This window comes from Streptomyces sp. NPDC001443, from assembly GCF_053597355.1.
In genome coordinates, this window is sequence record NZ_JBSFIA010000012.1 from 104,560 (window position 1) to 126,293 (window position 21,734).

The window sequence follows — 21,734 nt, forward strand, 5'->3', positions numbered from 1 at the left end:
CGCGCTCAACCGCCCAGTCCGCTCAGTCCGGTGGGCACGTGCATCTTCTGCACGGTCTTGCCGCCGCCCACGTACATGTGGACGCCGCACGGCAGGCAGGGGTCGAAGCTGCGGACGGCCCGCATGATGTCGATGCCCTTGAAGTTCTCCGGGGGGTTCTCCTCGAAGATCGGGGTGTTCTGGACCGCGTCCTCGTACGGCCCCGGGGTGCCGTAGGAGTCGCGGACGCTGGCGTTCCACGGGGTGGGCGGGTACGGGTGGTAGTTGGCGATCTTGCCGTCGCGGATCACCATGTGGTGGGAGAGCACACCGCGGACCGCCTCGGTGAAGCCGCAGCCGATGCTCTCGTCCGGGACCTCGAACTTCTCCCAGGTCTGGGTCCGTCCGGCCCGGACCTCCGCGAGCCCCTGCTCCGCGCAGTGCAGGGCGACGGCGGCGGAGTACGCCTGGAAGTAGGTGCGCGCGCGGTTGCGTTCCAGCGCGTTGGACCACGGGGGGATCTTCCACTCGAAGGTGGTCTCCGGCTTGGTCATGGTGCGCGGCAGGGTGATGACCACGCTCTGCCCGGTGGCCTTGACGCCGCCGATGTCGACGAGCCCCGACAGGGCGGTGGACCACAGGCGGGCGAGGGGGCCGCCGCCGGTGTCCAGGGCGAGGTGGTCCTTGCCGTCGAACCAGCGCGGCGACATCACCCAGCTGTACTTGTCGTCGAAGTTCCGCTTCTGCGGGGCGGGGATGGTGTGCTGGTTCCACGGGTGGCGCGGGTCCACCGGGTTGCCGAGCGGGTCGTGCGTGACGAACTGCTCCTGGCCCTGCCAGTCCTCGTAGTAGGAGCTGCCCAGCAGGATGCGGATGCCGAGGTTGATCTCGGTGAGGTCGTTGGTGACCAGCTTGTTGTCGACGACGACACCGGGCGTGACGAACATCCGCCGGCCCCAGTCCGTCATGTTGGCGTACGTGAAGTCGCAGTACTCGGGGTCGTTCAGCGCACCCCAGCAGCCGAGCAGCACGCGTCGCCGGCCGACCTCCTCGTAGCCGGGCAGTGCCTCGTAGAAGAAGTCGAACAGGTCGTCGTGGAGCGGCACCACGCGCTTCATGAACTCGACGTACCGCATCAGGCGGCTGAGGTAGTCCGTGAAGAGCTGTACGGAGGCGATCGTGCCGACGCCGCCCGGGTAGAGCGTGGAGGGGTGCACATGGCGCCCCTCCATCAGGCAGAACATCTCCCGGGTGTAGCGGCTGACCTGGAGGGCCTCGCGGTAGAACTCTCCCTCGAGGGGGTTGAGCGAGCGCATGATGTCGGCGATCGTGCGGTAGCCGTGCTCGCCGGCGTGCGGGGCCTCGGTGCGCTCGGCCAGCTCCAGGACACCGGGGTTGGTCTCCTTGACCATCTTCTCGCAGTAGTCGACCCCGACCAGGTTCTCCTGGAAGATGTTGTGGTCGAACATGTACTCCGCGGTCTCACCGAGGTTGAGGATCCACTCACCGAGGTGCGGGGGCTTCACGCCGTACGCCATGTTCTGGGCGTACACCGAGCAGGTGGCGTGGTTGTCACCGCAGATGCCGCAGATCCGGCTGGTGATGAAGTGCGCGTCGCGCGGGTCCTTGCCGCGCATGAAGACGCTGTAGCCGCGGAAGACCGACGAGGTGCTGTAGCACTCCGCGACCCGCTTCTGCTTGAAGTCGATCTTGGTGTGGATGCCCAGGCTGCCCACGATCCGGGTGATCGGGTCCCAGGCCATCTCCACCAGGCCGGTGCCGTCGCCGGCCGCTTTCGTCGTCGGTGCCATCTCGGTGTGCCGTGCCCTTCGTCGCGCGCGGATGTGGGGGGAGGTGGGTCGGGTCGGGGGGCTGCGTGGATCGGTGACCCACATGGACCGGGGGCTCACGTGGACCGACGGCTCATATGGGGCGGGAGCTCACGTGGGGCGGGGGGTCACCACGGCGGCCGGTAGCCGGTGGTGATGCGCTCCCCGGTCTGACGCCACTTGGGCTCCTTGTCCACGGTCCTGGCCGTGACGGACCGCAGCTTGCGGATCACCGCGCCGTACGCGCCGCTCGCCGTGCTGGAGACCCTGGCCCCGGGCGGTTCGTCCATGAAGGGCATGAACATGTCGGGGAAACCGGGCATGGTGCAGGCGATGCAGATGCCGCCGACGTTCGGACAGCCGCCGATGCCGTTCATCCAGCCGCGCTTGGGCACGTTGCACTTGACGACCGGACCCCAGCAGCCGAGCTTGACCAGGCACTTCGGCGAGTCGTACGTCTCGGCGAACTGTCCCTGTTCGTAGTAGCCGGCGCGGTCGCAGCCCTCGTGCACGGTGGCGCCGAACAGCCAGGCCGGACGGAGCTTGTCGTCCAGGGGGATCATCGGGGCGGCACCGGCGGCCTGGTAGAGGAGGTACGTGAGCGTCTCGGAGAAGTTGTCGGGCTGGATCGGACAGCCGGGCACGCACACGATGGGGATGCCGGCCTGCGACTTCCAGTCCCAGCCGAGGTAGTCGGGCACGCCCATGGCACCGGTCGGGTTGCCCGCCATGGCGTGGATGCCGCCGTAGGTGGCGCAGGTGCCGATGGCGACGACCGCGAGCGCCTTCGGGGCCAGCCGGTCGATCCACTCGCTGGTCGTGATCGGCTGACCGGTCTCCGGGTCGTCGCCGAAGCCGCACCAGTAACCCTCGGGCTTGATCGCCTCGTTGGGGATGGACCCCTCGACGACGAGCACGAACGGGTCGATCTCGCCCCGCTCCCCCTTGAAGAACCACTCGATGAACGTGTCCGCGCCGCCGACCGGACCGCATTCGAAGTCGATCAGCGGCCAGTGCACCTGGATCTTCGGCAGGCCCGGCAGCACGCCGAGCACGATCTCCTCGATGCTCGGCTGCATGGCGGCCGTCAGCGCGACCGAGTCGCCGTCACAGCTCAGCCCTGCGTTGATCCAGAGGATGTGGATCGTGGGTGCCTCGTCTGCGGGCGCGCTTCCGCCGTCCGCAGCGTCGACCGGGTGCGGCGTTGCTGCAGTCATGGGACCGCCTCCTCGTGGCGTTGAGGAACAAAGACCTATATTTCGACCATCACTCTTCTTGCTACCAGCGATCCGGACCCGATGGATCGTCTGCGTGGGCCGTTCCGGTGACGGTGATGTCATGAACGCAGCGGGCCCTCCTTGCGGACGAACGCGCGACGCAGCGCGTGGTAGGGAGCGTCAGGGTCTTCGAACGTGCGTCGCATCCGGGCCAGCTCCCGCTCCCGGAAGCCGGCCAGTGGCGCCACGCCCTCCCGGCGTTCCGCCTCCGCCTTCTTCGCGGCGATGCGCGCCCCGGTGCCCCGCAGGGACGCCAGCCGGGCCGCCAGGGCGCCGACCCGCGCCGGGAAGTCCTCCGGAGCGCACTCGAGCACCTGGTCCACGAGGCCCACGCGCCGGGCGCCCACGGCGCTCATCGGCAGCGCCTCGCTCATGATCCGCCCGGCCGTGGCGGGGCCCACCCGACGCGGCAGCGTGTACGTCCAGTACTCCGAGCCGTACAGACCCATCAGCCGGTAGTGCGGGTTCAGGACCGCGCCGGAACGGCACCACACCTCGTCGGCCGCCAGCGCGAGCATCACGCCGCCCGCCGCCGCGTTGCCCGCCACGGCGGCGACCACCAGCCGGTCCGTCGTGGTGAGCACCGCCTCCACCAGGTCGTCGATGGCGTTGATGTTCGCCCAGGACTCGGCGGCGGGGTCGGCGGCGGCCTCGATGACGTTGAGGTGGATGCCGTTGGAGAAGAAGTCCCGTCGGCCGCCGAGCACGAGCACCGTGGTCGGCCGCTCGCGGACCTCCCGGTAGGCGGCGAGCAGCCGGCGGCACTGCCCGGTGCTCATCGCGCCGCCCGGGAAGGAGAACGACAGGAACCCCGTCTCGCCGTCCTCGCGGTAACGGATGTCCGTCCAGGTGCCGTGGTGCGCCCGCGCGGACGACAACGGGGGCGCGGGCACCTCCGGCAGCGCGGGCAGCCGGTCGCCGAGGGCCTGCACGGCGGGCAGCCTGAAGGTGCGCGGCCCGCCCGGCCGACGGCGGGGCCGCAGTTCGGGGATCCACACGGCGCCGTCCTTCGTCGCCCGGCACACCGCCTCGGCCCTGGTGGCCAGCAGCTCGCCCGGGCGACCGCGCAGCCCCGTCTCGGGGTGACCGCCGTGGAGGTACCACTCGCCGCCGAGCAGCACGTCCAGCACCCCGGGCCGCGAGTCCGCGGCCCGCAGCTTGCGCACGACGGTCGACGTGTCGTCCGCGCACCAGTCGATGCGCCGGACGCTCTGGTCCAGGTAGGGACGAGCGCGCGGCGGGACGACCATGGCGGCCGGAAGCCCGGGCAGGCCGGCGCGTGCGGACGGGGGGACGGTTTCCGCCACGGAGGCGGGGCGGGCTTGCGCCGCGGAGGCGGGGAGGACTTCCACCGCGGAAGCGGGGGCGTCTTGCGCCACGGACGGAGGGAGGGCTTCGGCCGCAGAGTCGGGGACGGCCTCCGCCGCGGACGCGGGGACGGCCTCCGTCAGGCCGCCTCCGTCGGGGTCCCGCTGGCTGAGCGGCACATGGGTTCCGCTCACGAAGCGGTCCACCGCGAGCAGGACGGCCGCGAGGGCGGCGTCGGCGATCTCGTTTCGGTACAGGTCGCTCTTGCCCACCGCGGGCAGCGGGCAGGAGACGGACGCCCACACGTCACCGGCGTCCATCTCCTCCTCTGCCTGGAGGACCGTCACACCCCATCGGTCGGCGCCCTCGTGGATCGCCCAGTCGAGCGAGGACGGACCCCGGTCCCCGACCGGACCCGGATGCACGATCAGGCAGGTGTGCGCCGACCACACCTCCCGGGGAATGGCCGTCTTCAGCATCGGCGCCAGGACGAGCTGCGGCGCGTGCCGCCGGACGGCCTCCGGCAGGGACCGGCCGGGCAGCGCGAGCTCCACCGACACGGTGTGACCGCGATCCCGCAGTTCGGCATGGACACGCTGCGTGAGGCTGTTGAACCCGTCGGCCACGAGCAGGATGTGCACAACTGCCTCCCGGAGGGCGAGGTGCGGGCGAGTGCGTCCCCGCCGACTGCGATGGTCGGGGTTGCCGGGCCGCTCGGCCGCGGAGACAGGCGGTGAGGTCACCTGAAAGCACGCGCAGGCTTGGCAGGAACGCGTCGAGCGCCGGACGGGGTCCGGCCAGAACCGGAAGACCTGGTTCCGTGACATGCGTCACCCGGGCCCCCGGTACCAACCATGCCGGGTAGTAGATGCCGCTCTGGCGACATATGAGATTTGTCCGCCTTGGTCCAAGCGGGCATTCCGCCCGAAGCCATGGAGATCCACCCGCTCGGCGTACGCCCCCACCGTCCTGCTCTTGAGGCTTTCTGACGTGTCGACAGGCGCGCGAAGGGCGCCACGGACGCACGGTCAGCACGCCCCTACGCCCGCGACAAGGACCCTCAAAGCCTACGAAGCGAGGTAGTAGCGAGGGGGTGCACGCGCCCTTTGCGCCCTATGTGAGGACGTCCTAAGAATGTCGACCGGCAGGACGTCTCCGCGCTCGCAGAAGCGGAGTCCGCGCAGAGCCAGCCGCACTAGGGCGCTCCGCGACTACCGAGTGAGGTCACGCATGGCAAGGCATCGCAAGAGCAAGCAGTTCCGGCGGATAGTCATAGCCGCCGTCGCCGTGGCGACCGTGGGCGTGCCGTCCGCCGCCATGGCCTGTGTCGACTACTGGCCGGGCAGCGGGGCTGCGTCCACCGCGTCCACCCCCACCGCGGCGCACACCCTGGGCGCGGACTGGCGGGACCAGTTCGCCTGGAACCGCGCCTGGGACGGCGAGAGCGGCACGCCCACCGCGACGGCAGCAGCGACGGCCGGCGCCCCCTCTCACCGGGCGAAGACCAAGACCCACAAGCCCAAGGCGGCCGCGACGGCTGCGACGGCCGGACACGGCACCCACGCTCCGTGGACCGCACCGCCCGCCTCGGCCACCCCCGCGCAGACGGCCACCCCCGCGCAGACGGCCACGAGCACGCCGAAGCCGGCCGTCACCCCGCAGCCGGCCAACACCTCCAAGCCGTCCGCGACGCCTTCGGCCGGCGCCACGGCGACCGCGGCCACCGAGCGCGTCGTCCAGCTCGTCAACGCCGAGCGCAGCAAGGCCGGCTGCTCGGCCCTGACCGTGAACGCGACCCTGACGAAGGCCGCCCAGGCGCACAGCGCCGACATGGCGGCCCACCAGAACATGTCGCACACCGGGTCCGACGGGTCCGCCCCCGGTGACCGGATCACCCGGGCGGGCTACATCTGGAACGCCTACGGCGAGAACGTCGCCTTCGGTTACGCGAGCCCCGAGCAGGTCATGGCCGGCTGGATGGCGAGCCCCGGCCACAAGGCCAACATCCTGAACTGCGCGTTCAAGGAAATCGGCGTCGGTCTCGCGCAGCCCGGCAGCTACTGGACGCAGGACTTCGGCACGGCCCGCTGAGGCGGCTCGCCCCGGCGGTGAGGCTCCCGATGCCCGCCCGCGCGACCGCGCGCGGGTGTCGTCGGGAGCCTCACCGCGTCCTCGTGGTACGCGCCCGTGGCCCCGGGTCAGCCGAGAAGCCTGCGCTTCTGCTCCGCGAACTCGGCCTCGGTGAGAACGCCCTGGGCCTTGAGGTCCCCGAGCTGCTTCAACTGATCGATCTTGCTGCTCATGTCGTCCGTGAGCGGGGTGGTGGTCGCGGCCGGGGCAGCAGGCGCCACGGGCGGCGGAGCGGCCTGCGCCTGAGCCTGCTGGTACTCCTGCTCCGCCCAGCGGCCCTGCTGACGGCGTGAGACTCGGTTCGACACGGCGGTGGCCGTGCCGGCCACCACGGCTGTGCGGGCTACCCCGCGGAGGAGACCTGGCACGGCGGTTCCCTTCTCGCAGGAGGCGCGTGACTGCCCGTCCGGCCTCCGATCTGCCTGGCTTGCGGCCGGCGCGCGGCTGCCCGCGCGCTCGCCGGACTCCATTGGAGCACCGCGCGGGTACCACCGCACTTCGGCCCGGCCGTCCGATCCGAGTCGAGCGGACCCCGGCCGTCCGATCCGAGTCGAGCGGACCCCGGCCGTCCGATCCGAGTCGGCCGTACCCGGGCCGTCTCGGTACGCCGGGCCCCCGCGCGGCCGGCCCGGCCCGGCCCTCAAGCCGTGAGGAGTACGGCGATGTCCCCCGGCCGCGGACTCGGGCCGCCCGTACGGGTGACCGGGAGCAGCCTGCCGTCGTCGCGGACCAGGAACAGCAGCCGGGCCCCGGCCTCCAGGGGGCCCTCGACCCGGCGGGTCACGACACGGGCGCCCCCGGCATGACGGCGGGCCAGTTCGGGCGCGGTGAGTTCGGGAGCGAAGAGCACCCGTCCCTGGAGGGAGGGGGCGATGACTCCCTGGTTCTCCACGGACGCCCCGAGCCGGTAGACCGTGCCCTCGACACTGCCCTCCAGGTTCATGGCCGCCAGTACGTTGAAGTCGTCCTCGCCGGTCAGGAGCAGGACCCCGGTGAGGCCCTCGGCCTCCGCGCCGGCGCCGGTGGCCGCGGCGATGAACTCCCCCTCGGCGAGCTCGATCCCGGCGGCCCTGATGCTGTCGCGCTCCGCATCGCGCGCCGTCCACATGACCACGTCGAGGCCCACCGACCGCAGGGCCCGGCCCAGGTCGACCACCCAGGGATCACCGCCCACGAGCAGCGGGCGCGAACGGGCCGGGCGCACCACGCCCAGCCGTTTCGCCACGGGCACCGCGCTCAGCCCGTACAGGGTGACCGTGGCCACGATCACCACGAAGGTGGCCGGCAGGATCCTCGCCGCGCCGCCGATCCCCTTGTCGACCAGAGTGGCCGAGAACGTCGAGGCGGTGGCGGCGGCGACGATCCCGCGCGGTGCCATCCACCCGAGGAAGCGGCGCTCCCCGGCGGGCACGTCGGTCCCCAGCGTGGACAGGGCCGCCACCGCGGGCCGGCTCACCAGGACCAGGACGGCCACGAGCCCGAGGGTCGGCAGCAGCACATGCCGCAGGGACTGCGGGGTGACGGTGGCCGAGATGGAGATGAACAGCAGGCCGATGACCAGGTTCACGAGGGTCTCGAAGAACGGCCTGCGGACGGCTTCGTCCAGGCCGGGCAGGTTCGCCACCGCCAGGCCCATCAGGACGGCGGCGATCAGTCCGGTGTCGTCCCGCACCAGGTCGCAGACGGCCGCCACGCCGACCACCAGGGCGAGTTGCACCGTCGTACCCAGCACCTCGCCGAGCCCGAGCCTGCGCAGCGCCGCCACCAGCAGGGCCGCTCCGACCACGCCTCCCGCGACACCGACCGCCGTGCTGAGCAGGAACTGCCCGAGCCGGCCCGCGACGCCCCGGTGTTCGCCCGCCACGATGGCGTGGAAGACCAGGGCGCCCAGGACGCCGCCCACGGCGTCGATCAGCGTTCCCTCCCAGACGAGGATCCGCTGGAGCCGCTCGGTCGGCCGGACGAAGCCGAGCAGCGGGCCGACGACGGTCGGTCCGGAGACGACGATGATCGCCCCGAGCATCACCGCCGCGCTGCGTGACAGGCCGAGCAGCGGCATGGCCACCAGGACCGTCGAGACGCAGGTGACGAGCACCCCGATCCAGATCAGCCGGACCACGACGCGACGCGTGTGGTTGCGGAGCCTGCCGAGGTCGAGGCCGAGCCCGGCGTCGTAGAGGATCACCGCGACGGCGAGCGAGACCAGCGGGGAGAAGGCGTCGCCGAGCAGCGCCTGGGGGTTGACGCGGTCCGTCAGCGTGCCGGCCGTGAAGCCGACCGGCAGCAGGACGATCAGCGCGGGGATGCGCAGCACGTGCGCCATCACCTGGGAGCCCGTCGCCAGTACGACGATCAGGGCGAGGCCCAGGAGTACCTGGTCTTCCGTCACCGCGCCGCGGGTCGATGCGGCTAGGCCGTCGGGGACTGCCCGGTCTCGGCCGCGACGGCCTCGTCCATCAGGTCGAGCGCCTCCAGGACGGCCGGCACCGGGATGCGTCCGGAGGCGACCAGTTGCGCGCCGCCGCGGCGCAGCGCTGAGACGAAGGGCGCGGCCCACAGGTTCTCGTAGACGATGATCCCGGCGGAGTTGCCCGGTTCCAGGGCGGCGCCCGCCTCCTGCACGTCGTCGTGGCCGAGGAGTCCGGAGGACGCGCCCTGGAAGACTGCCAGGTCCAGCGCCCCGTCACCGGTGAAGTCGGTGATCTCCATACCGACCACGGTTCCGTCCTGTTCCCTCCCGATGAACATCAGATCGAGGATCCGGATGATGCCGCGCTCGACCAGCTCGACCAGCAGCGGGAAACCCTCGCCGGTCATGTGGTTCCCGGGGAACTCCACGACCGCGTAATCGATCGGTCCCATCTCGACAAACTCATCGCCCACGATGTCACCTCTGGCTGGTCACGGCGTTGTCCCTGAATCGGAGTCCATTGCATCACCGCACCGATGCGGCCGCATTTCGGTTCACGCCGACCGGGCTCGGCCGCGTGCGCCGACCCGCCGCCAGATCGCGCGCTGACACTTGAGCGTGCCGGTCCCCACCACGATCAGCACCACGATGTTGAGCAGGAGCTGCAGCAGCGATCCGCGGGCCTCGGTCCATTCGGCGAACGCGCACGAGACGCCGATGTCGGCCGCCGCCGGGATGGTGGTCACCGAGATGAAGACGCCGAGCAGTGCCTGTGTGCGGGCCTCGGCCAGCGAGACGATGCCGGCGATCCCGGCCAGCACCGCGACCACGACCGAGAAGAAGTTCGGCGTGTGGATGAGGTTCGAGACGGGCCTCAGCCCGATGGCGAACGCCTGTGGTTGCAGCTCGAAGCCGCGGACGAGGAGCGCGAAGAGGAAGGTCGCGGCGATCACGAGCAGGAAGCCCTCGAACAGCGCCCACAGTCCCCGCCGGACCCCCCGCCGCGAGCGGTGGTCGATCGACAGGGCGACGCTGGTGACGGCCCCGTACTCGGGGCTGACCACCATGGCCCCGACGATCAGGATCTGGGAATTGGTGAAGATGCCCACCGCGCCGATGATCCCGGCGATCAGCAGGAAGAGGTAGAAGCTCGGGGGGTATCTGCCCTCGGCCCGGATCCTTGACTCCACCTGCTCCCACACCGGCGCGCTCAGCCGGGCGCCGAACACCTCGGCACCCGTCTTCGCCGCGTGGTCGGAGAACACGGTGTCGACCGGGTCGAGGACGATCGAGCCGCGCCGCCCGAGTCCGAGGTCGCGCAGGCCGCGCAACACGTCGTTCGCGGCGCCGGTCAGGACGTCGCACTCGATGGCGTCGCCGTCGGGGTTGAATACGCTGCCCGGCTGGAGCACCAGGTTCACCACGCACGGCTCGGCCCGCAGCAGGGCCATGGCGTGTTCCGTGAGGTCCCGGGGGCTCACCGCCCGGACGTGGATCATGTCCATCCGGACCTCCGTGTGACACAGCGGGATGCGCCGGGTCACGGCCCGGGCCGGGCGCCCCACCATTAACGCGGCGCGGCCCGGACGCGGCAACTCGGCGTAGGGCCGTACGGCACCTGCCGGCGCAGGTTCAGGAGGTCAGCCCGTAGAGGCTCCGGGCCACCAGCCACAGCCCCGCCAGCAGGCACACCGCGACGATCGTCTGATCCTTGTGCCCCTCCAGCCATACGCGCAGCTTCCCGAGCCGCTCAGCGGCGGCTTCGGGGGCGAAGGTCGCGTAGATCTCCATCGTCAGCAGGCTGGAGCTGGCCAGCAGGCAGTAGCCGAACAGTGCCGCGTACGCGGCCGCGTGGGAGAGGTCGGCCTGCACCACGGTGGCGGCCCCGGCGGCCACACAGCCCCACGGCTGGAGGAGCAGGGCGAGACCGGCGGCGCTCCACGGGTTGATCCGGTCGACCCGCGACATCGTCCCGGACGACTTCGGCCGGGTGCCCATCCTGCGGCGGGCGTGCTCCGCGTACCACACGAGCCCCAGACCGATGGCGAGTTTGGCGGCCAGCGCCGCCGTGGACGGCGGGGACCTCGGGGGCGGCGGCTGACCGCCCGTCACGAGCAGCACCACGGCGATGATCCCGACGAAGCAGGCCAGCCAGGCGGACACGAAGGCCAGCCCGTTCCAGATCCCGCCGCGGGCCGACAGCACCAGTACGAAGCCGGTGACCGGAAACGGGTTCAGGGCGATCGCCAGACCGAGGATCAGCAGGTCGAGGACCATCGCCGCCGCCCCGGGGACCGCCCGCGGCACCCGGCCGTGGAACCGCACATGCACTCATCGTCGCCGCCCCCTCCCCCACCCACAACTCCGCACCCGGCTCTCGGCGGCCGTCCCGCCCGGCTCGACTCGCCGGGCGCGGGGCCCGGGGCTACCGTGGTGTCCGGCTGAGACGTCTGCTTCTCCCGGCGGGTCCTGACACGCTCCGAGGACGTCGGCACAAGGCATCCTCACGGGGCATCGGCGCGGCCGGTCCCCCGCCGACCGCCTCGCCCGCGCCCCGCGCGCCGGCGACCACACTCGGAGCGAGTGCCATGACCACCCCCCACCCGACCGATGCGGGCACCCGGCACCGCACTCCGCAGGAGCGCGCCGCGCTGGGCAAGGCCGCCCGGTCGTCCGTGCCCCGCTCCAGCCACGCCGAGTTCGCGCCCGCCGTGAAGCGGCCGGATCCGGTGGCCGTCCTCGAGGCGCAGTCGGCGACCCGGGTGCCCGAACTCGTCCCGCTCCGCTACGGCCGGATGACCGGCTCGCCGTTCCGCTTCTTCCGGGGGGCGGCCGCCGTCATGGCGGGGGACCTGGCCGACACGCCCCGGTCGGGGTTCAGGACGCAGCTGTGCGGCGACGCGCACCTGCTGAACTTCGGGCTGCTGGCCTCGCCCGAGCGCCGGCTGGTGTTCGACATCAACGACTTCGACGAGACCCTGCCCGGCCCGTGGGAGTGGGACGTCAAGCGGCTGTCGGCGAGTTTCGTCGTCGCGGGCCGGGCGAACGGCTTCAACGCCCAGGAGCGGGCCGGCGTCGTGCGGTCGACGGTCCGGTCCTACCGGGAGTGGATGCGGCGCTACGCCGGAATGGGCGATCTGCCCGTCTGGTACGCCCGGTTCGACGAGGAGTGGGTGCGGGACCGCTTCGTCAAGGAGGGGAGCGCGCGGACCCGGGCCCGCTGGGAGGAGTCGGTGGCGAAGGCGCGTACCAGGGACAGCCGCCAGGCCTTCGCCAAGCTCACCCGCGTCGTCGACGGCAGGCCCCGGATCGCCGCGGACCCGCCGCTGATCACCCCGCTCCAGGAACTGCTGCCGGACGTCGAACGCGGGGCGCTGGAGGAGCAGCTGCGCGGGCTGATCGAGCACTACGGCCGCAGTCTCCAGTCGGACCGGCGGTTCCTGCTGGAGCAGTACCGGTTCGGTGACGTGGCCCGCAAGGTGGTCGGGGTGGGCAGCGTGGGCACCCGGTGCTGGATCGTGCTGCTGCTCGGCCGGGACGACGACGATCCGCTCATCCTCCAGGCCAAGGAGGCGGCGCCTTCGGTGCTGGCGCCGTTCGCCGGGGCCGGCGAGCACCGCACGCAGGGCGAGCGGGTGGTCTCCGGCCAGCGGCTGATGCAGGCCACCAGCGACATCTTCCTGGGCTGGGAGCGCGCCGACGGCATCGACGGCCGCCGGCGCGACTTCTACGTACGGCAGTTGCGGGACTGGAAGGGCGCCGCGCAGCCCGAGTCGATGGTGCCGGCCGGGATGCGGGCCTTCGGCGAGCTGTGCGGGGCCACGCTGGCCCGCGCGCACGCCAGGTCGGGGGACCGGATCGCGATCGCCTCCTATCTGGGCGGGGGCGACGTCTTCGACCGGGCGCTGGTGCCCTTCGCCGAGCGCTACGCCGACCAGAACGAGAGGGACCACCAGGCACTCCTGGACGCCGTCCGCGGCGGACGGGTGACGGCCGGGACGGCGTGACGAGGAGGCCGGGATGGACCGTTATCCGCCCATCGCCGAGCACGGTCTCGTCGGTGATCTCCAGACCGCGGCCCTGGTGTCGTCCCAGGGGGTGATCGACTGGTTCGCGGCTCCGCGCTTCGACTCCCCGAGCGTCTTCGCCGCCCTGCTCGACCACGAGCGCGGCGGGCACTTCCGGCTCGCGCCCGATCACCCCGAGGGGTCCTGGAAGCAGCTCTACTACCCCGACACCGCGGTGGTGGTGACCCGGTTCATGTCGCCCGACGGCGTGGGCGAGACCATCGACTACATGCCGGTGCTGCAGGGCCCGACGGCGACCGACCGGCACACCCTGGTGCGGGTCGTGCGCGCGGTGCGCGGCACCGTGCACTTCGGTCTCGAGTGCCGGCCGCGGTTCGACTACGGGCGGGCGGCGCACGAACTCGAACTGACGCCCCACACGGCGACGTTCCGGGCCCCGGGGACCACGGCCCACCTCCAGACCGGTGTCCCCCTCGAGCGGGACGGACGGGACGGGCAGGACGCCCGGGGCGGCATCACCTTGCGGGCCGGGCACACGGCGGTGGCGGTGTTCACCGTCTGCGCGCCGGGCGGACAGCCGCCACCGCCCCCCAGCACCGAGCGGATCACCGAGGAACTCTGGGACAACGTCGACTTCTGGCAGCGGTGGGTGCGCACCTCGCGTTACCGCGGCCGCTGGACGGACATGGTGCACCGCTCGGCGATCACGCTGAAACTCCTCACGTACGCCCCCACGGGCGCGCCGGTCGCCGCGGCCACCATGGGACTGCCGGAGCAGATCGGCGGCGAGCGCAACTGGGACTACCGCTACACCTGGGTGCGGGACGGCTCCCTGTCGGTGCGGGCCCTGCTCGACCTCGGCTTCGTGGACGAGGCGGCGCGCTTCACCCGCTGGCTCGGCGAACGCCTGGAACGGGGCGACGGTCCTGGCGACGAACCCCTCCAGATCGTGTACCGGGTGGACGGCAACCCGCATCTGCCCGAGCAGACCCTGGAACACTTCGAGGGCTACCGCGGGTCCTGCCCGGTGCGGATCGGCAACGCCGCGACCGAACAGCTCCAGCTCGACATATACGGCGAGGCCCTCTACGCCCTGGCCGAGGGCCGCGCGGTCGGCGAGCAGGCGGGCTATCACGGGTGGAAGAACCTGGCCAGGACCCTGGACTGGCTGGCGGACTCCTGGGACCGGCCCGACGAGGGCATCTGGGAGACCCGGGGCGGTCGCAAGGACTTCACCTACAGCCGGGTGATGTGCTGGGCCGCGTTCGACCGCGGGCTGAAGCTGGCGGCCGAGTTCAGCAGGCCGGCCGACCTCGCGCGCTGGACGCGGACCCGGGACGAGATCCTGGAGCAGGTCATGGAGCGCGGGTGGAGCGTACGGCAGCGCGCCTTCGTCCAGCACTACGACGGCGACGTCCTCGACGCCTCCCTGCTGCTGGCCCCCCGGGTCGGATTCCTGGCCCCCCGCAGCCCGGGCTGGCTGAGCACCCTCGACGCCATGGACCGCGTCCTGGTCTCCGACAGCCTCGTCTACCGTTACGACCCCGCGGCCTCCCCGGACGGACTGCGCGGCTCCGAGGGGACGTTCAGCCTGTGCACGTTCCTGTACGTCGACGCCCTCGCCCGTGCCGGACGCCTCCCGCAGGCCCGCTACACCTTCGAGAAGATGCTGACGTACGCCAACCATGTCGGCCTGTTCGCCGAGGAGATCGGGCCCAGCGGCGAGCAACTCGGCAACTTCCCGCAGGCGTTCACCCATCTCTCCCTCATCATGGCCGCGAAGACCCTGGACGAGGCCCTGGACGAACGCCCCGAGCGAAGGAGCACGCCATGACCGATCCCCGGCACGGGGCCGCGCCGGACGGCGGACCGGCGGCGCCGCAACCGGAGGGACATGGTCCCGGCGCGCACGACGCGGTGCGTCTCGCGGTGGTGATCGGTGCTCTCGGCGTGGTCTTCGGTGACATCGGGACCAGCCCGATCTACACCCTTCAGACCGTGTTCAATCCGAGCGACCCGCATCCGGTCCCTGTCTCCACGGACAACGTGTACGGCGTCGTGTCACTCGTGTTCTGGTCCGTGATGACCATCGTGACGGTCACCTACGTGCTGCTGGCGATGCGCGCCGACAACGACGGTGAGGGCGGCATCATGGCGCTGATCACGCTCGTACGGCGATGGGGCTCGCGGCGTGGCCGTCGGACCACGGGCGTACTGGCCGCGCTCGGCGTCTTCGGCGCTTCGCTGTTCTTCGGCGACAGCATGATCACTCCGGCGATCTCGGTGCTCTCCGCGGTCGAGGGCCTCAAGGTCGTCGAGCCGTCGCTGGAGAGCGCGGTCGTGCCGGTCACCGCGGTGATCATCGTCCTGCTGTTCCTCGTGCAGCGCAGGGGGACCGCGTCCGTGGGCCGGATCTTCGGGCCGGTCATGGTCACCTGGTTCGTGGTCATCGGCGCCTGCGGCGTGGTCGGCATCATCGGCCATCCGGCGATCCTCAGGGCGCTGTCACCCACGTACGCCGTGGGTTTCCTGGTCGGTCATTTCGGCACCGCCTTCTTCGCCCTCGCCGCGGTCGTGCTCTCGGTCACCGGCGCGGAGGCGCTCTACGCGGACATGGGGCACTTCGGCCGCCGGGCCATCACCCGCGGCTGGATGTTCCTCGTGTTCCCGGCGTGCATCCTGAGCTACTTCGGCCAGGGCGCGCTGATCCTGGCGGACCCCCGCAACATCAGCAGCCCCTTCTTCCTGCTCGTGCCCCACTGGGGCAGGTGGCCGATGGTGCTGCTGGCCACGGCGGCCACGGTGATCGCGTCCCAGGCCGTGATCACCGGCGCGTACTCCGTCACCTCCCAGGCCGCCAAGCTCGGCTATCTGCCGAGGCTGCGCATCGCCCACACCTCCGAGTCCACCATCGGCCAGATCTACGTGCCCTGGATCAACTGGCTGCTCATGGTCTCGGTCCTCACCCTGGTCTTCGCCTTCCGCAGTTCCACGGCCCTGGCCTTCGCGTTCGGCATGGCGGTCACCGGGACCATCACCATCACCACCCTGCTGTTCTTCTACGTCGCACACGCCAAGTGGCGCAGGCCGCTGTGGCTGGTCGCGCTCGGCGCGGGCCCGCTGCTCCTGGTGGACCTGCTCTTCGTGGCGGCCAACCTCACCAAGCTCGTGCACGGCGCCTGGCTGCCGCTGCTGATCGGCCTCACCGCGTTCACCGTGATGACCACCTGGCAGCGCGGACGCGAGATCGTCACCACGGCACGGGTACGGGACGAGGGGCCGCTGCCCGAGTTCATCGAGCGGCTGCGCAGCGATGAGGCGTCGACGCTGCGCGTGCCGGGAACGGCCGTCTTCCTCAACCGGGGCAAGGAGACCACCCCGCTGGCCATGCGGGCCAACGTCGAGCACAACCACGTACGGCACGACCATGTCGTGATCCTGTCCCTGGAGACCGAGCCGGTGCCCCGGGTCCCGGCTGACCGGCGGCTCGTCGTCGACGATCTCGGTTACTCCGACGACGGCATCTTCCACGTCACCGCGCGGTTCGGCTACATGGAGACGCCGGACGTGCCCAGCACGCTGATCGCGCTCGATCCCGCCCTGACGGAAGGGCCGCTCCAGCTCGACCGGGCGTCGTACTTCCTGTCGAAGATCGAGCTCCGGCGGGGCAAGGCGCCGACGATGGCGCCCTGGCGCAAGCGGCTGTTCATCGCCACCTCCTACATCACCGCCGACGCCGCCGAGTACTTCGGCCTCCCCCGGGACCGCACGGTCATCATGGGCTCGCAGATCGACGTCTAGGACCTGCGGGCGGATCCCGGGCGGGCCGGTCGGCGAGGGAGGGATGACCGGCCCGCCCGGGAGATCAGTGGTCCTGGCGGGTCACAGGCCCACGTCACGGCGGCGGATGTCCTCCAGGGACTCCCGCCGGACCAGCAGTCGGGCCTGTCCGTCGCGGACGGCGACGACGGGCGGGCGATCTCGGAGGGACTGTCGATGACGATGCGGCCGACGCCGGGTGCCGCGCCGAGGTGGATCCGGAGCTTGCCGCGTGCCATGTCGTCCTTCGAAGCGATAGCCCGTGCCGGGTTCGGTGATCAGGTGGCGGGGGTGCGCGGGGTCCGTCTCCGGCTTCCTGCGCATGTACGTCGCCCGCGCATGTGCGTCGGGCCGTGGGCGCCGGAAGGCGGGGCGGCCGGCTTCATGGCGCCGGGAGCCGGCGGTACGGGCTGTCTCCCGGCCGCCGACTCCCGTGCGGGTCGCATGACGCCGTCACTGCTTCGCCGCGAGGTCCTTGAGCGCGATGTTGAGTTCGAGGACGTTCACGCGGGGCTCGCCCATGAAGCCGAGGGTGCGGCCCTGTGTGTGGTCCTCGACCAGCTTCTCGACCCGCGCGACGGACAGGCCGTTCTTCGCGGCGACCCGGTGCACCTGGAGTTCGGCGTACTGCGGGGAGATGGCCGGGTCCAGGCCGGAGCCGGAGGAGGTGACGGCGTCGGCGGGGACGTCCGAGGACCTGACCGTGTAGCCGGGCACCGAGTTGTCCTTGACGACGGCGGCCCTGGCGTCCTCGACCTGCTCGACGAGGACCTTGTTGTCGGCGGCGAGGTTGGTGGCGCCGGACAGCAGCAGCTTGTACTGCGTGTTGACACTGTTGCTGCCGAGTCCGTTCGCGGGCCGGCCCTGGAACCATTTCAGGTCCGGGTCGGGGGCCTCCTGGCCCTTCTTCAGCGGCAGGTTGTACGACTGCCCGATGAGGGAGGAGCCGACGACCCTGCCGTCCGCCTTGATCTCCGAGCCGTTCGCCCGGTTGCCGAACAGCCCCTGCGCGATGCCGGTGACCACCAGTGGGTAGATGACGCCGGTCACCAGGGTCAGCACGAGGAGGGCACGCAGGCCCGCCCCCAGCAACCGGGCTGTGTTGGTTACGGAGTTGTTCATGACGATCAGCACGCCTTCGAGGAGTTACAGCCCGGGGATGAGGGAGATGAGCAGGTCGATGACTTTGATGCCGATGAAGGGGGCGATCAGGCCGCCGAGGCCGTAGATCCCCAGGTTGCGGCGGAGCAGCTTGTCGGCGCTCACCGGCCGGTAGCGCACGCCCTTGAGGGAGAGCGGGACCAGCGCGATGATGATCAGCGCGTTGAAGACGACGGCCGACAGGATCGCGGAGTCGGGCGAGGACAACGCCATGATGTTCAGCTTGTCCAGGCCCGGGTAGACCGCCGCGAACAGCGCCGGGATGATCGCGAAGTACTTCGCGACGTCGTTGGCGATGGAGAACGTGGTCAACGCGCCCCGGGTGATCAGCAGTTGCTTGCCGATCTCGACGATCTCGATCAGCTTGGTCGGGTCGGAGTCGAGGTCGACCATGTTGCCGGCCTCCTTGGCGGCCGACGTACCGGTGTTCATCGCCACGCCGACGTCCGCCTGGGCCAGGGCCGGGGCGTCGTTGGTGCCGTCGCCGGTCATCGCGACGAGCTTGCCGCCCGCCTGCTCCCGCTTGATGAGGGCCATCTTGTCCTCGGGGGTGGCCTCGGCGAGGAAGTCGTCGACGCCCGCCTCCTCGGCGATCGCCTTCGCGGTCAGCGGGTTGTCGCCCGTGATCATGACGGTCTTGATGCCCATGCGGCGCAGCTCGTCGAACCGCTCGCGCATGCCCTCCTTGACGACGTCCTTGAGGTGGATGACACCCAGTACGCGGGCGCCCCGTTCGTCGTCGGCCGCGACCAGCAGCGGGGTGCCGCCGGCCTCGGAGATCCGGTCGGCGACGGTGTCCGCGTCCCCGGCGACCGTGCCGCCCCGCTCCTCCACCCAGGCGAGGACCGAGGCCGTGGCGCCCTTGCGGACCCTGCGGCCGTCGACGTCGACACCCGACATACGGGTCTGGGCGGTGAACTCGATCCACTCGGCACCGGCAAGTTCGCCCTGCTGCCGCTCGCGCAGCCCGTACCGCTCCTTGGCCAGTACGACGACGGAGCGGCCCTCGGGGGTCTCGTCGGCCAGCGAGGAGAGCTGGGCGGCGTCGGCGAGCTCGGCCTCGGCGGCGCCGCCGACCGGGACGAACTCGGCGGCCTGGCGGTTGCCGAGGGTGATGGTGCCGGTCTTGTCCAGCAGCAGGGTGGAGACGTCGCCGGCGGCTTCGACCGCACGGCCGGACATGGCGAGCACGTTGCGCTGGACCAGGCGGTCCATGCCCGCGATGCCGATCGCGGAGAGCAGGGCGCCGATCGTGGTCGGGATCAGACAGACCAGCAGGGCGACCAGGACGACCATCGTGAGGTGTGTGCCCGCGTAGTCCGCGAGCGGCGGCAGCGTGGCGCACGCCAGCAGGAAGACGATCGTCAGCGAGGCCAGCAGGATGTTCAGCGCGATCTCGTTCGGGGTCTTCTGCCGCGCCGCGCCCTCGACGAGTGCGATCATCCGGTCGATGAAGGTCTCGCCGGGCTTCGTCGTGATCCTGACGACGATCCGGTCGGACAGCACCTTGGTGCCGCCCGTGACGGCGCTGCGGTCACCGCCGGACTCCCGGATGACCGGAGCCGACTCGCCGGTGATCGCCGACTCGTCCACCGAGGCGACGCCCTCGACGACGTCACCGTCGCCCGGGATGATGTCGCCCGCCTCGCAGACCACCAGGTCACCGATGGTCAGCACGGTGCCGGGGACCCGCTCCTCGGATCCGCCCTTCAGCAGCCGGCGGGCGACGGTGTCGGTCTTGGCCTTGCGCAGGGTGTCGGCCTGCGCCTTGCCCCGGCCCTCGGCGACGGCCTCGGCGAGGTTGGCGAAGACGACGGTCAGCCACAGCCAGGCACTGATCGTCCAGCCGAACCAGTCCCCCAGGTGCTGGAAGGAGAACACGGTCGTCAGGACCGAGCCGATCCAGACCACGAACATGACGGGCGACTTGACCATCACCCGCGGGTCGAGCTTGCGGAACGCCTCCGGCAGGGACTTGACCAGTGCCTTGGGGTCGAAGAGGCCCGCTCCGACACGGCCCTCGGCGGGCTTGTACCCGGTCGGTGCGTCCTGGTGGGGCGCAAGGGTGGGAGTGGACATTGCGTCCTCGTGGTCTTCCGTTCGGGTGGTCATGACGCCAGCCCCTCGGCCAGCGGGCCCAGAGCGAGGGCGGGGAAGTAGGTCAGACCGGTGACGATCAGGACCGCGCCCACCAGCAGACCGGTGAACAGCGGCTTCTCGGTGCGCAGGGTGCCCGCGGTCACCGGGACGGGCTTCTGCCCGGCGAGCGAGCCGGCCAGCGCCAGCACGAACACCATCGGCAGGAAGCGGCCGAGCAGCATCGCGAGTCCGGTCATGGTGTTGTACCAGTCGGTGTTCGCGTTCAGGCCGGCGAACGCCGAGCCGTTGTTGTTGGCCGCCGAGGTGAAGGCGTAGAGGACCTCGGAGAACCCGTGCGCACCGGGGTTGAGCATCGAGTGCGGCGGGGTCGGCAGCGCCATGGAGGCCGCGGTGAAGACCAGCACCAGCGCCGGGGTGATCAGGATGTAGCAGGCGGCGAGCTTCATCTCGCGGCCGCCGATCTTCTTGCCCAGGTACTCGGGCGTGCGGCCGACCATCAGACCGGCGATGAACACCGCGATGACCGCCATGATCAGCATGCCGTAGAGGCCGGAGCCGGTGCCGCCGGGCGCGATCTCGCCCAACTGCATGCCCAGCATGGTGATGCCGCCGCCGAGGCCGGTGAACGACGAGTGGAAGGAGTCCACCGCGCCCGTCGAGGTCAGGGTCGTCGCCACCGCGAAGATCGACGAGGCGCCGACGCCGAAGCGGGTCTCCTTGCCCTCCATCGCTCCGCCCGCGATGTCGAAGGCCGGACCGTGGTGGTGGAACTCGGTCGCCATCATCAGCGCGGTGAAACCGATCCAGATGGCGGCCATCGTGGCCAGGATCGCGTAACCCTGCTTCACCGAGCCGACCATCACGCCGAAGGTGCGGGTGAGCGCGAAGGGGATCACCAGGATCAGGAAGATCTCGAACAGGTTGGTGAACGGGGTCGGATTCTCGAAGGGGTGGGCGCTGTTGGCGTTGAAGTAGCCGCCGCCGTTGGTGCCCAGCTCCTTGATGGCCTCCTGCGAGGCGACCGCGCCGCCGTTCCACTGCTGCGAGCCACCCATGCCGTGCCCATTGAAGAACTGACCGACCTCATGGATGCCGGAGAAGTTCTGGATCGCCCCGCAGGCGACCAGGATCACCGCCGAGACGACGGCGAGCGGCACCAGGATGCGCAGGGTGCCGCGCACCAGGTCGGCCCAGAAGTTGCCGAGTTCACCCGTGCGGGACCGGGCGAACCCCCGCACGAGCGCCACGGCGACGGCGATGCCGACGGCCGCGGAGACGAAGTTCTGCACGGCCAGACCGGCGGTCTGCACGACATGGCCCATGGTCTGTTCGCCGTAGTACGACTGCCAGTTGGTGTTGGTCACGAACGACACGGCCGTGTTGAACGACTGCGCCGGGTTGACCGACGAGAAGCCGAGCGAGCCGGGCAGGACACCCTGGAGCCGCTGGAGCAGGTACAGGAAGAGCACACCGACCGCGGAGAAGGCGAGGACCCCGCGAAGATAGGCGGGCCAGGTCATCTCGGTGTCCGGGTCGGCACCGATGCCCTTGTAGATCCACTTCTCCACCCGCAGGTGCTTCTTGGTGGAGTAGACCCTGGCCATGTAATTGCCGAAGGGCACGTAGACGAGCGCCAGCGCGCCGATGAGGGCGAGGAACTGGAGGACGCCTGCAAGTACGGAACCCATGCCTG

15 protein-coding genes and 1 pseudogene are annotated in these 21,734 nt (G+C 71.0%); 4 read left to right on the forward strand and 12 right to left on the reverse strand.

Annotated elements, in window-relative coordinates; translation table 11 throughout:
* Nucleotides 1–5 precede the first annotated feature (5 nt).
* From ACWC24_RS15730 to ACWC24_RS15740, 3 genes are all read right to left on the reverse strand, one after another.
* Nucleotides 6–1,790 carry a nickel-dependent hydrogenase large subunit gene (locus tag ACWC24_RS15730; protein ID WP_450663376.1) on the reverse strand — a complete coding sequence of 595 codons (1,785 nt, stop codon included), beginning with the start codon at nt 1,788–1,790 and terminating at the stop codon, nt 6–8.
* A 146-nt stretch (nt 1,791–1,936) separates the two neighbouring features.
* The gene (locus tag ACWC24_RS15735; protein ID WP_450663377.1) at nt 1,937–3,025 is read right to left on the reverse strand and encodes an NADH-quinone oxidoreductase subunit B family protein; all 1,089 of its coding nucleotides are present in this window, start codon (nt 3,023–3,025) and stop codon (nt 1,937–1,939) included.
* A gap of 119 nt (nt 3,026–3,144) precedes the next feature.
* On the reverse strand, nt 3,145–5,034 hold the full coding sequence (locus tag ACWC24_RS15740) for an enoyl-CoA hydratase-related protein (RefSeq protein ID WP_450663378.1): 1,890 nt from the start codon (nt 5,032–5,034) through the stop codon (nt 3,145–3,147).
* Between the two features lie 589 nt (nt 5,035–5,623).
* Here ACWC24_RS15740 and ACWC24_RS15745 point away from each other — a divergent pair.
* Nucleotides 5,624–6,484: a CAP domain-containing protein gene (locus tag ACWC24_RS15745; RefSeq protein ID WP_450663379.1), complete on the forward strand. Its 861-nt coding sequence runs from the start codon at nt 5,624–5,626 to the stop codon at nt 6,482–6,484.
* Between the two features lie 107 nt (nt 6,485–6,591).
* Here ACWC24_RS15745 and ACWC24_RS15750 read toward each other — a convergent pair whose 3' ends face one another.
* The 5 genes from ACWC24_RS15750 to ACWC24_RS15770 all read right to left on the reverse strand — a co-directional run bounded on the left by ACWC24_RS15750 (nt 6,592) and on the right by ACWC24_RS15770 (nt 11,210).
* A complete protein-coding gene (locus tag ACWC24_RS15750) occupies nt 6,592–6,891 on the reverse strand; it encodes an SHOCT domain-containing protein (RefSeq protein WP_450663380.1) in 300 nt (99 codons plus the stop codon).
* Nucleotides 6,892–7,163: 272 nt separating this feature from the next.
* A complete protein-coding gene (locus ACWC24_RS15755; RefSeq protein WP_450663381.1) occupies nt 7,164–8,912 on the reverse strand; it encodes a cation:proton antiporter in 1,749 nt (582 codons plus the stop codon).
* Nucleotides 8,913–8,932: 20 nt separating this feature from the next.
* Nucleotides 8,933–9,385 (reverse strand): DUF6325 family protein, encoded by a 453-nt coding sequence (locus ACWC24_RS15760; RefSeq protein WP_450663382.1) that lies wholly within the window; start codon nt 9,383–9,385, stop codon nt 8,933–8,935.
* A 102-nt stretch (nt 9,386–9,487) separates the two neighbouring features.
* Complete coding sequence (locus ACWC24_RS15765; RefSeq protein WP_450663383.1) at nt 9,488–10,438, reverse strand: DUF389 domain-containing protein; 951 nt, start codon at nt 10,436–10,438, stop codon at nt 9,488–9,490.
* Nucleotides 10,439–10,565: 127 nt separating this feature from the next.
* Nucleotides 10,566–11,210, reverse strand: a complete 645-nt coding sequence (locus ACWC24_RS15770) for a GAP family protein (RefSeq protein WP_450663426.1) — start codon at nt 11,208–11,210, stop codon at nt 10,566–10,568.
* Nucleotides 11,211–11,521: 311 nt separating this feature from the next.
* Here ACWC24_RS15770 and ACWC24_RS15775 point away from each other — a divergent pair, with 311 nt between their 5' ends.
* Genes ACWC24_RS15775 through ACWC24_RS15785 form a run of 3 tightly spaced genes read left to right on the forward strand, consistent with a single transcriptional unit; the run spans nt 11,522 to nt 16,762 of the window.
* Nucleotides 11,522–12,940 carry a DUF2252 domain-containing protein gene (locus ACWC24_RS15775; RefSeq protein WP_450663384.1) on the forward strand — a complete coding sequence of 473 codons (1,419 nt, stop codon included), beginning with the start codon at nt 11,522–11,524 and terminating at the stop codon, nt 12,938–12,940.
* Between the two features lie 13 nt (nt 12,941–12,953).
* Entirely contained in the window at nt 12,954–14,795 is a 1,842-nt protein-coding gene (locus ACWC24_RS15780) for a glycoside hydrolase family 15 protein (RefSeq protein WP_450663385.1), read from the forward strand.
* Nucleotides 14,792–16,762: a potassium transporter Kup gene (locus tag ACWC24_RS15785; RefSeq protein ID WP_450663386.1), complete on the forward strand. Its 1,971-nt coding sequence runs from the start codon at nt 14,792–14,794 to the stop codon at nt 16,760–16,762. Before ACWC24_RS15780 ends, ACWC24_RS15785 begins: the two co-directional genes overlap by 4 nt.
* Nucleotides 16,763–17,026: 264 nt before the next feature.
* On the opposite strand, the pseudogene ACWC24_RS15790 reads toward ACWC24_RS15785, so the two are convergent.
* The 4 genes and pseudogenes from ACWC24_RS15790 to kdpA form a co-directional block, all read right to left on the reverse strand.
* Nucleotides 17,027–17,104, reverse strand: a pseudogene (locus ACWC24_RS15790) (DNA-binding response regulator); the annotation flags it as partial.
* A 129-nt stretch (nt 17,105–17,233) separates the two neighbouring features.
* Nucleotides 17,234–17,902: a potassium-transporting ATPase subunit C gene (locus ACWC24_RS15795; RefSeq protein WP_450663387.1), complete on the reverse strand. Its 669-nt coding sequence runs from the start codon at nt 17,900–17,902 to the stop codon at nt 17,234–17,236.
* A gap of 24 nt (nt 17,903–17,926) precedes the next feature.
* Entirely contained in the window at nt 17,927–20,053 is a 2,127-nt protein-coding gene (kdpB, locus tag ACWC24_RS15800) for a potassium-transporting ATPase subunit KdpB (RefSeq protein ID WP_450663388.1), read from the reverse strand.
* Nucleotides 20,050–21,729, reverse strand: a complete 1,680-nt coding sequence (kdpA, locus tag ACWC24_RS15805; RefSeq protein WP_450663389.1) for a potassium-transporting ATPase subunit KdpA — start codon at nt 21,727–21,729, stop codon at nt 20,050–20,052. Before kdpA ends, kdpB begins: the two co-directional genes overlap by 4 nt.
* Nucleotides 21,730–21,734 lie beyond the last annotated feature (5 nt).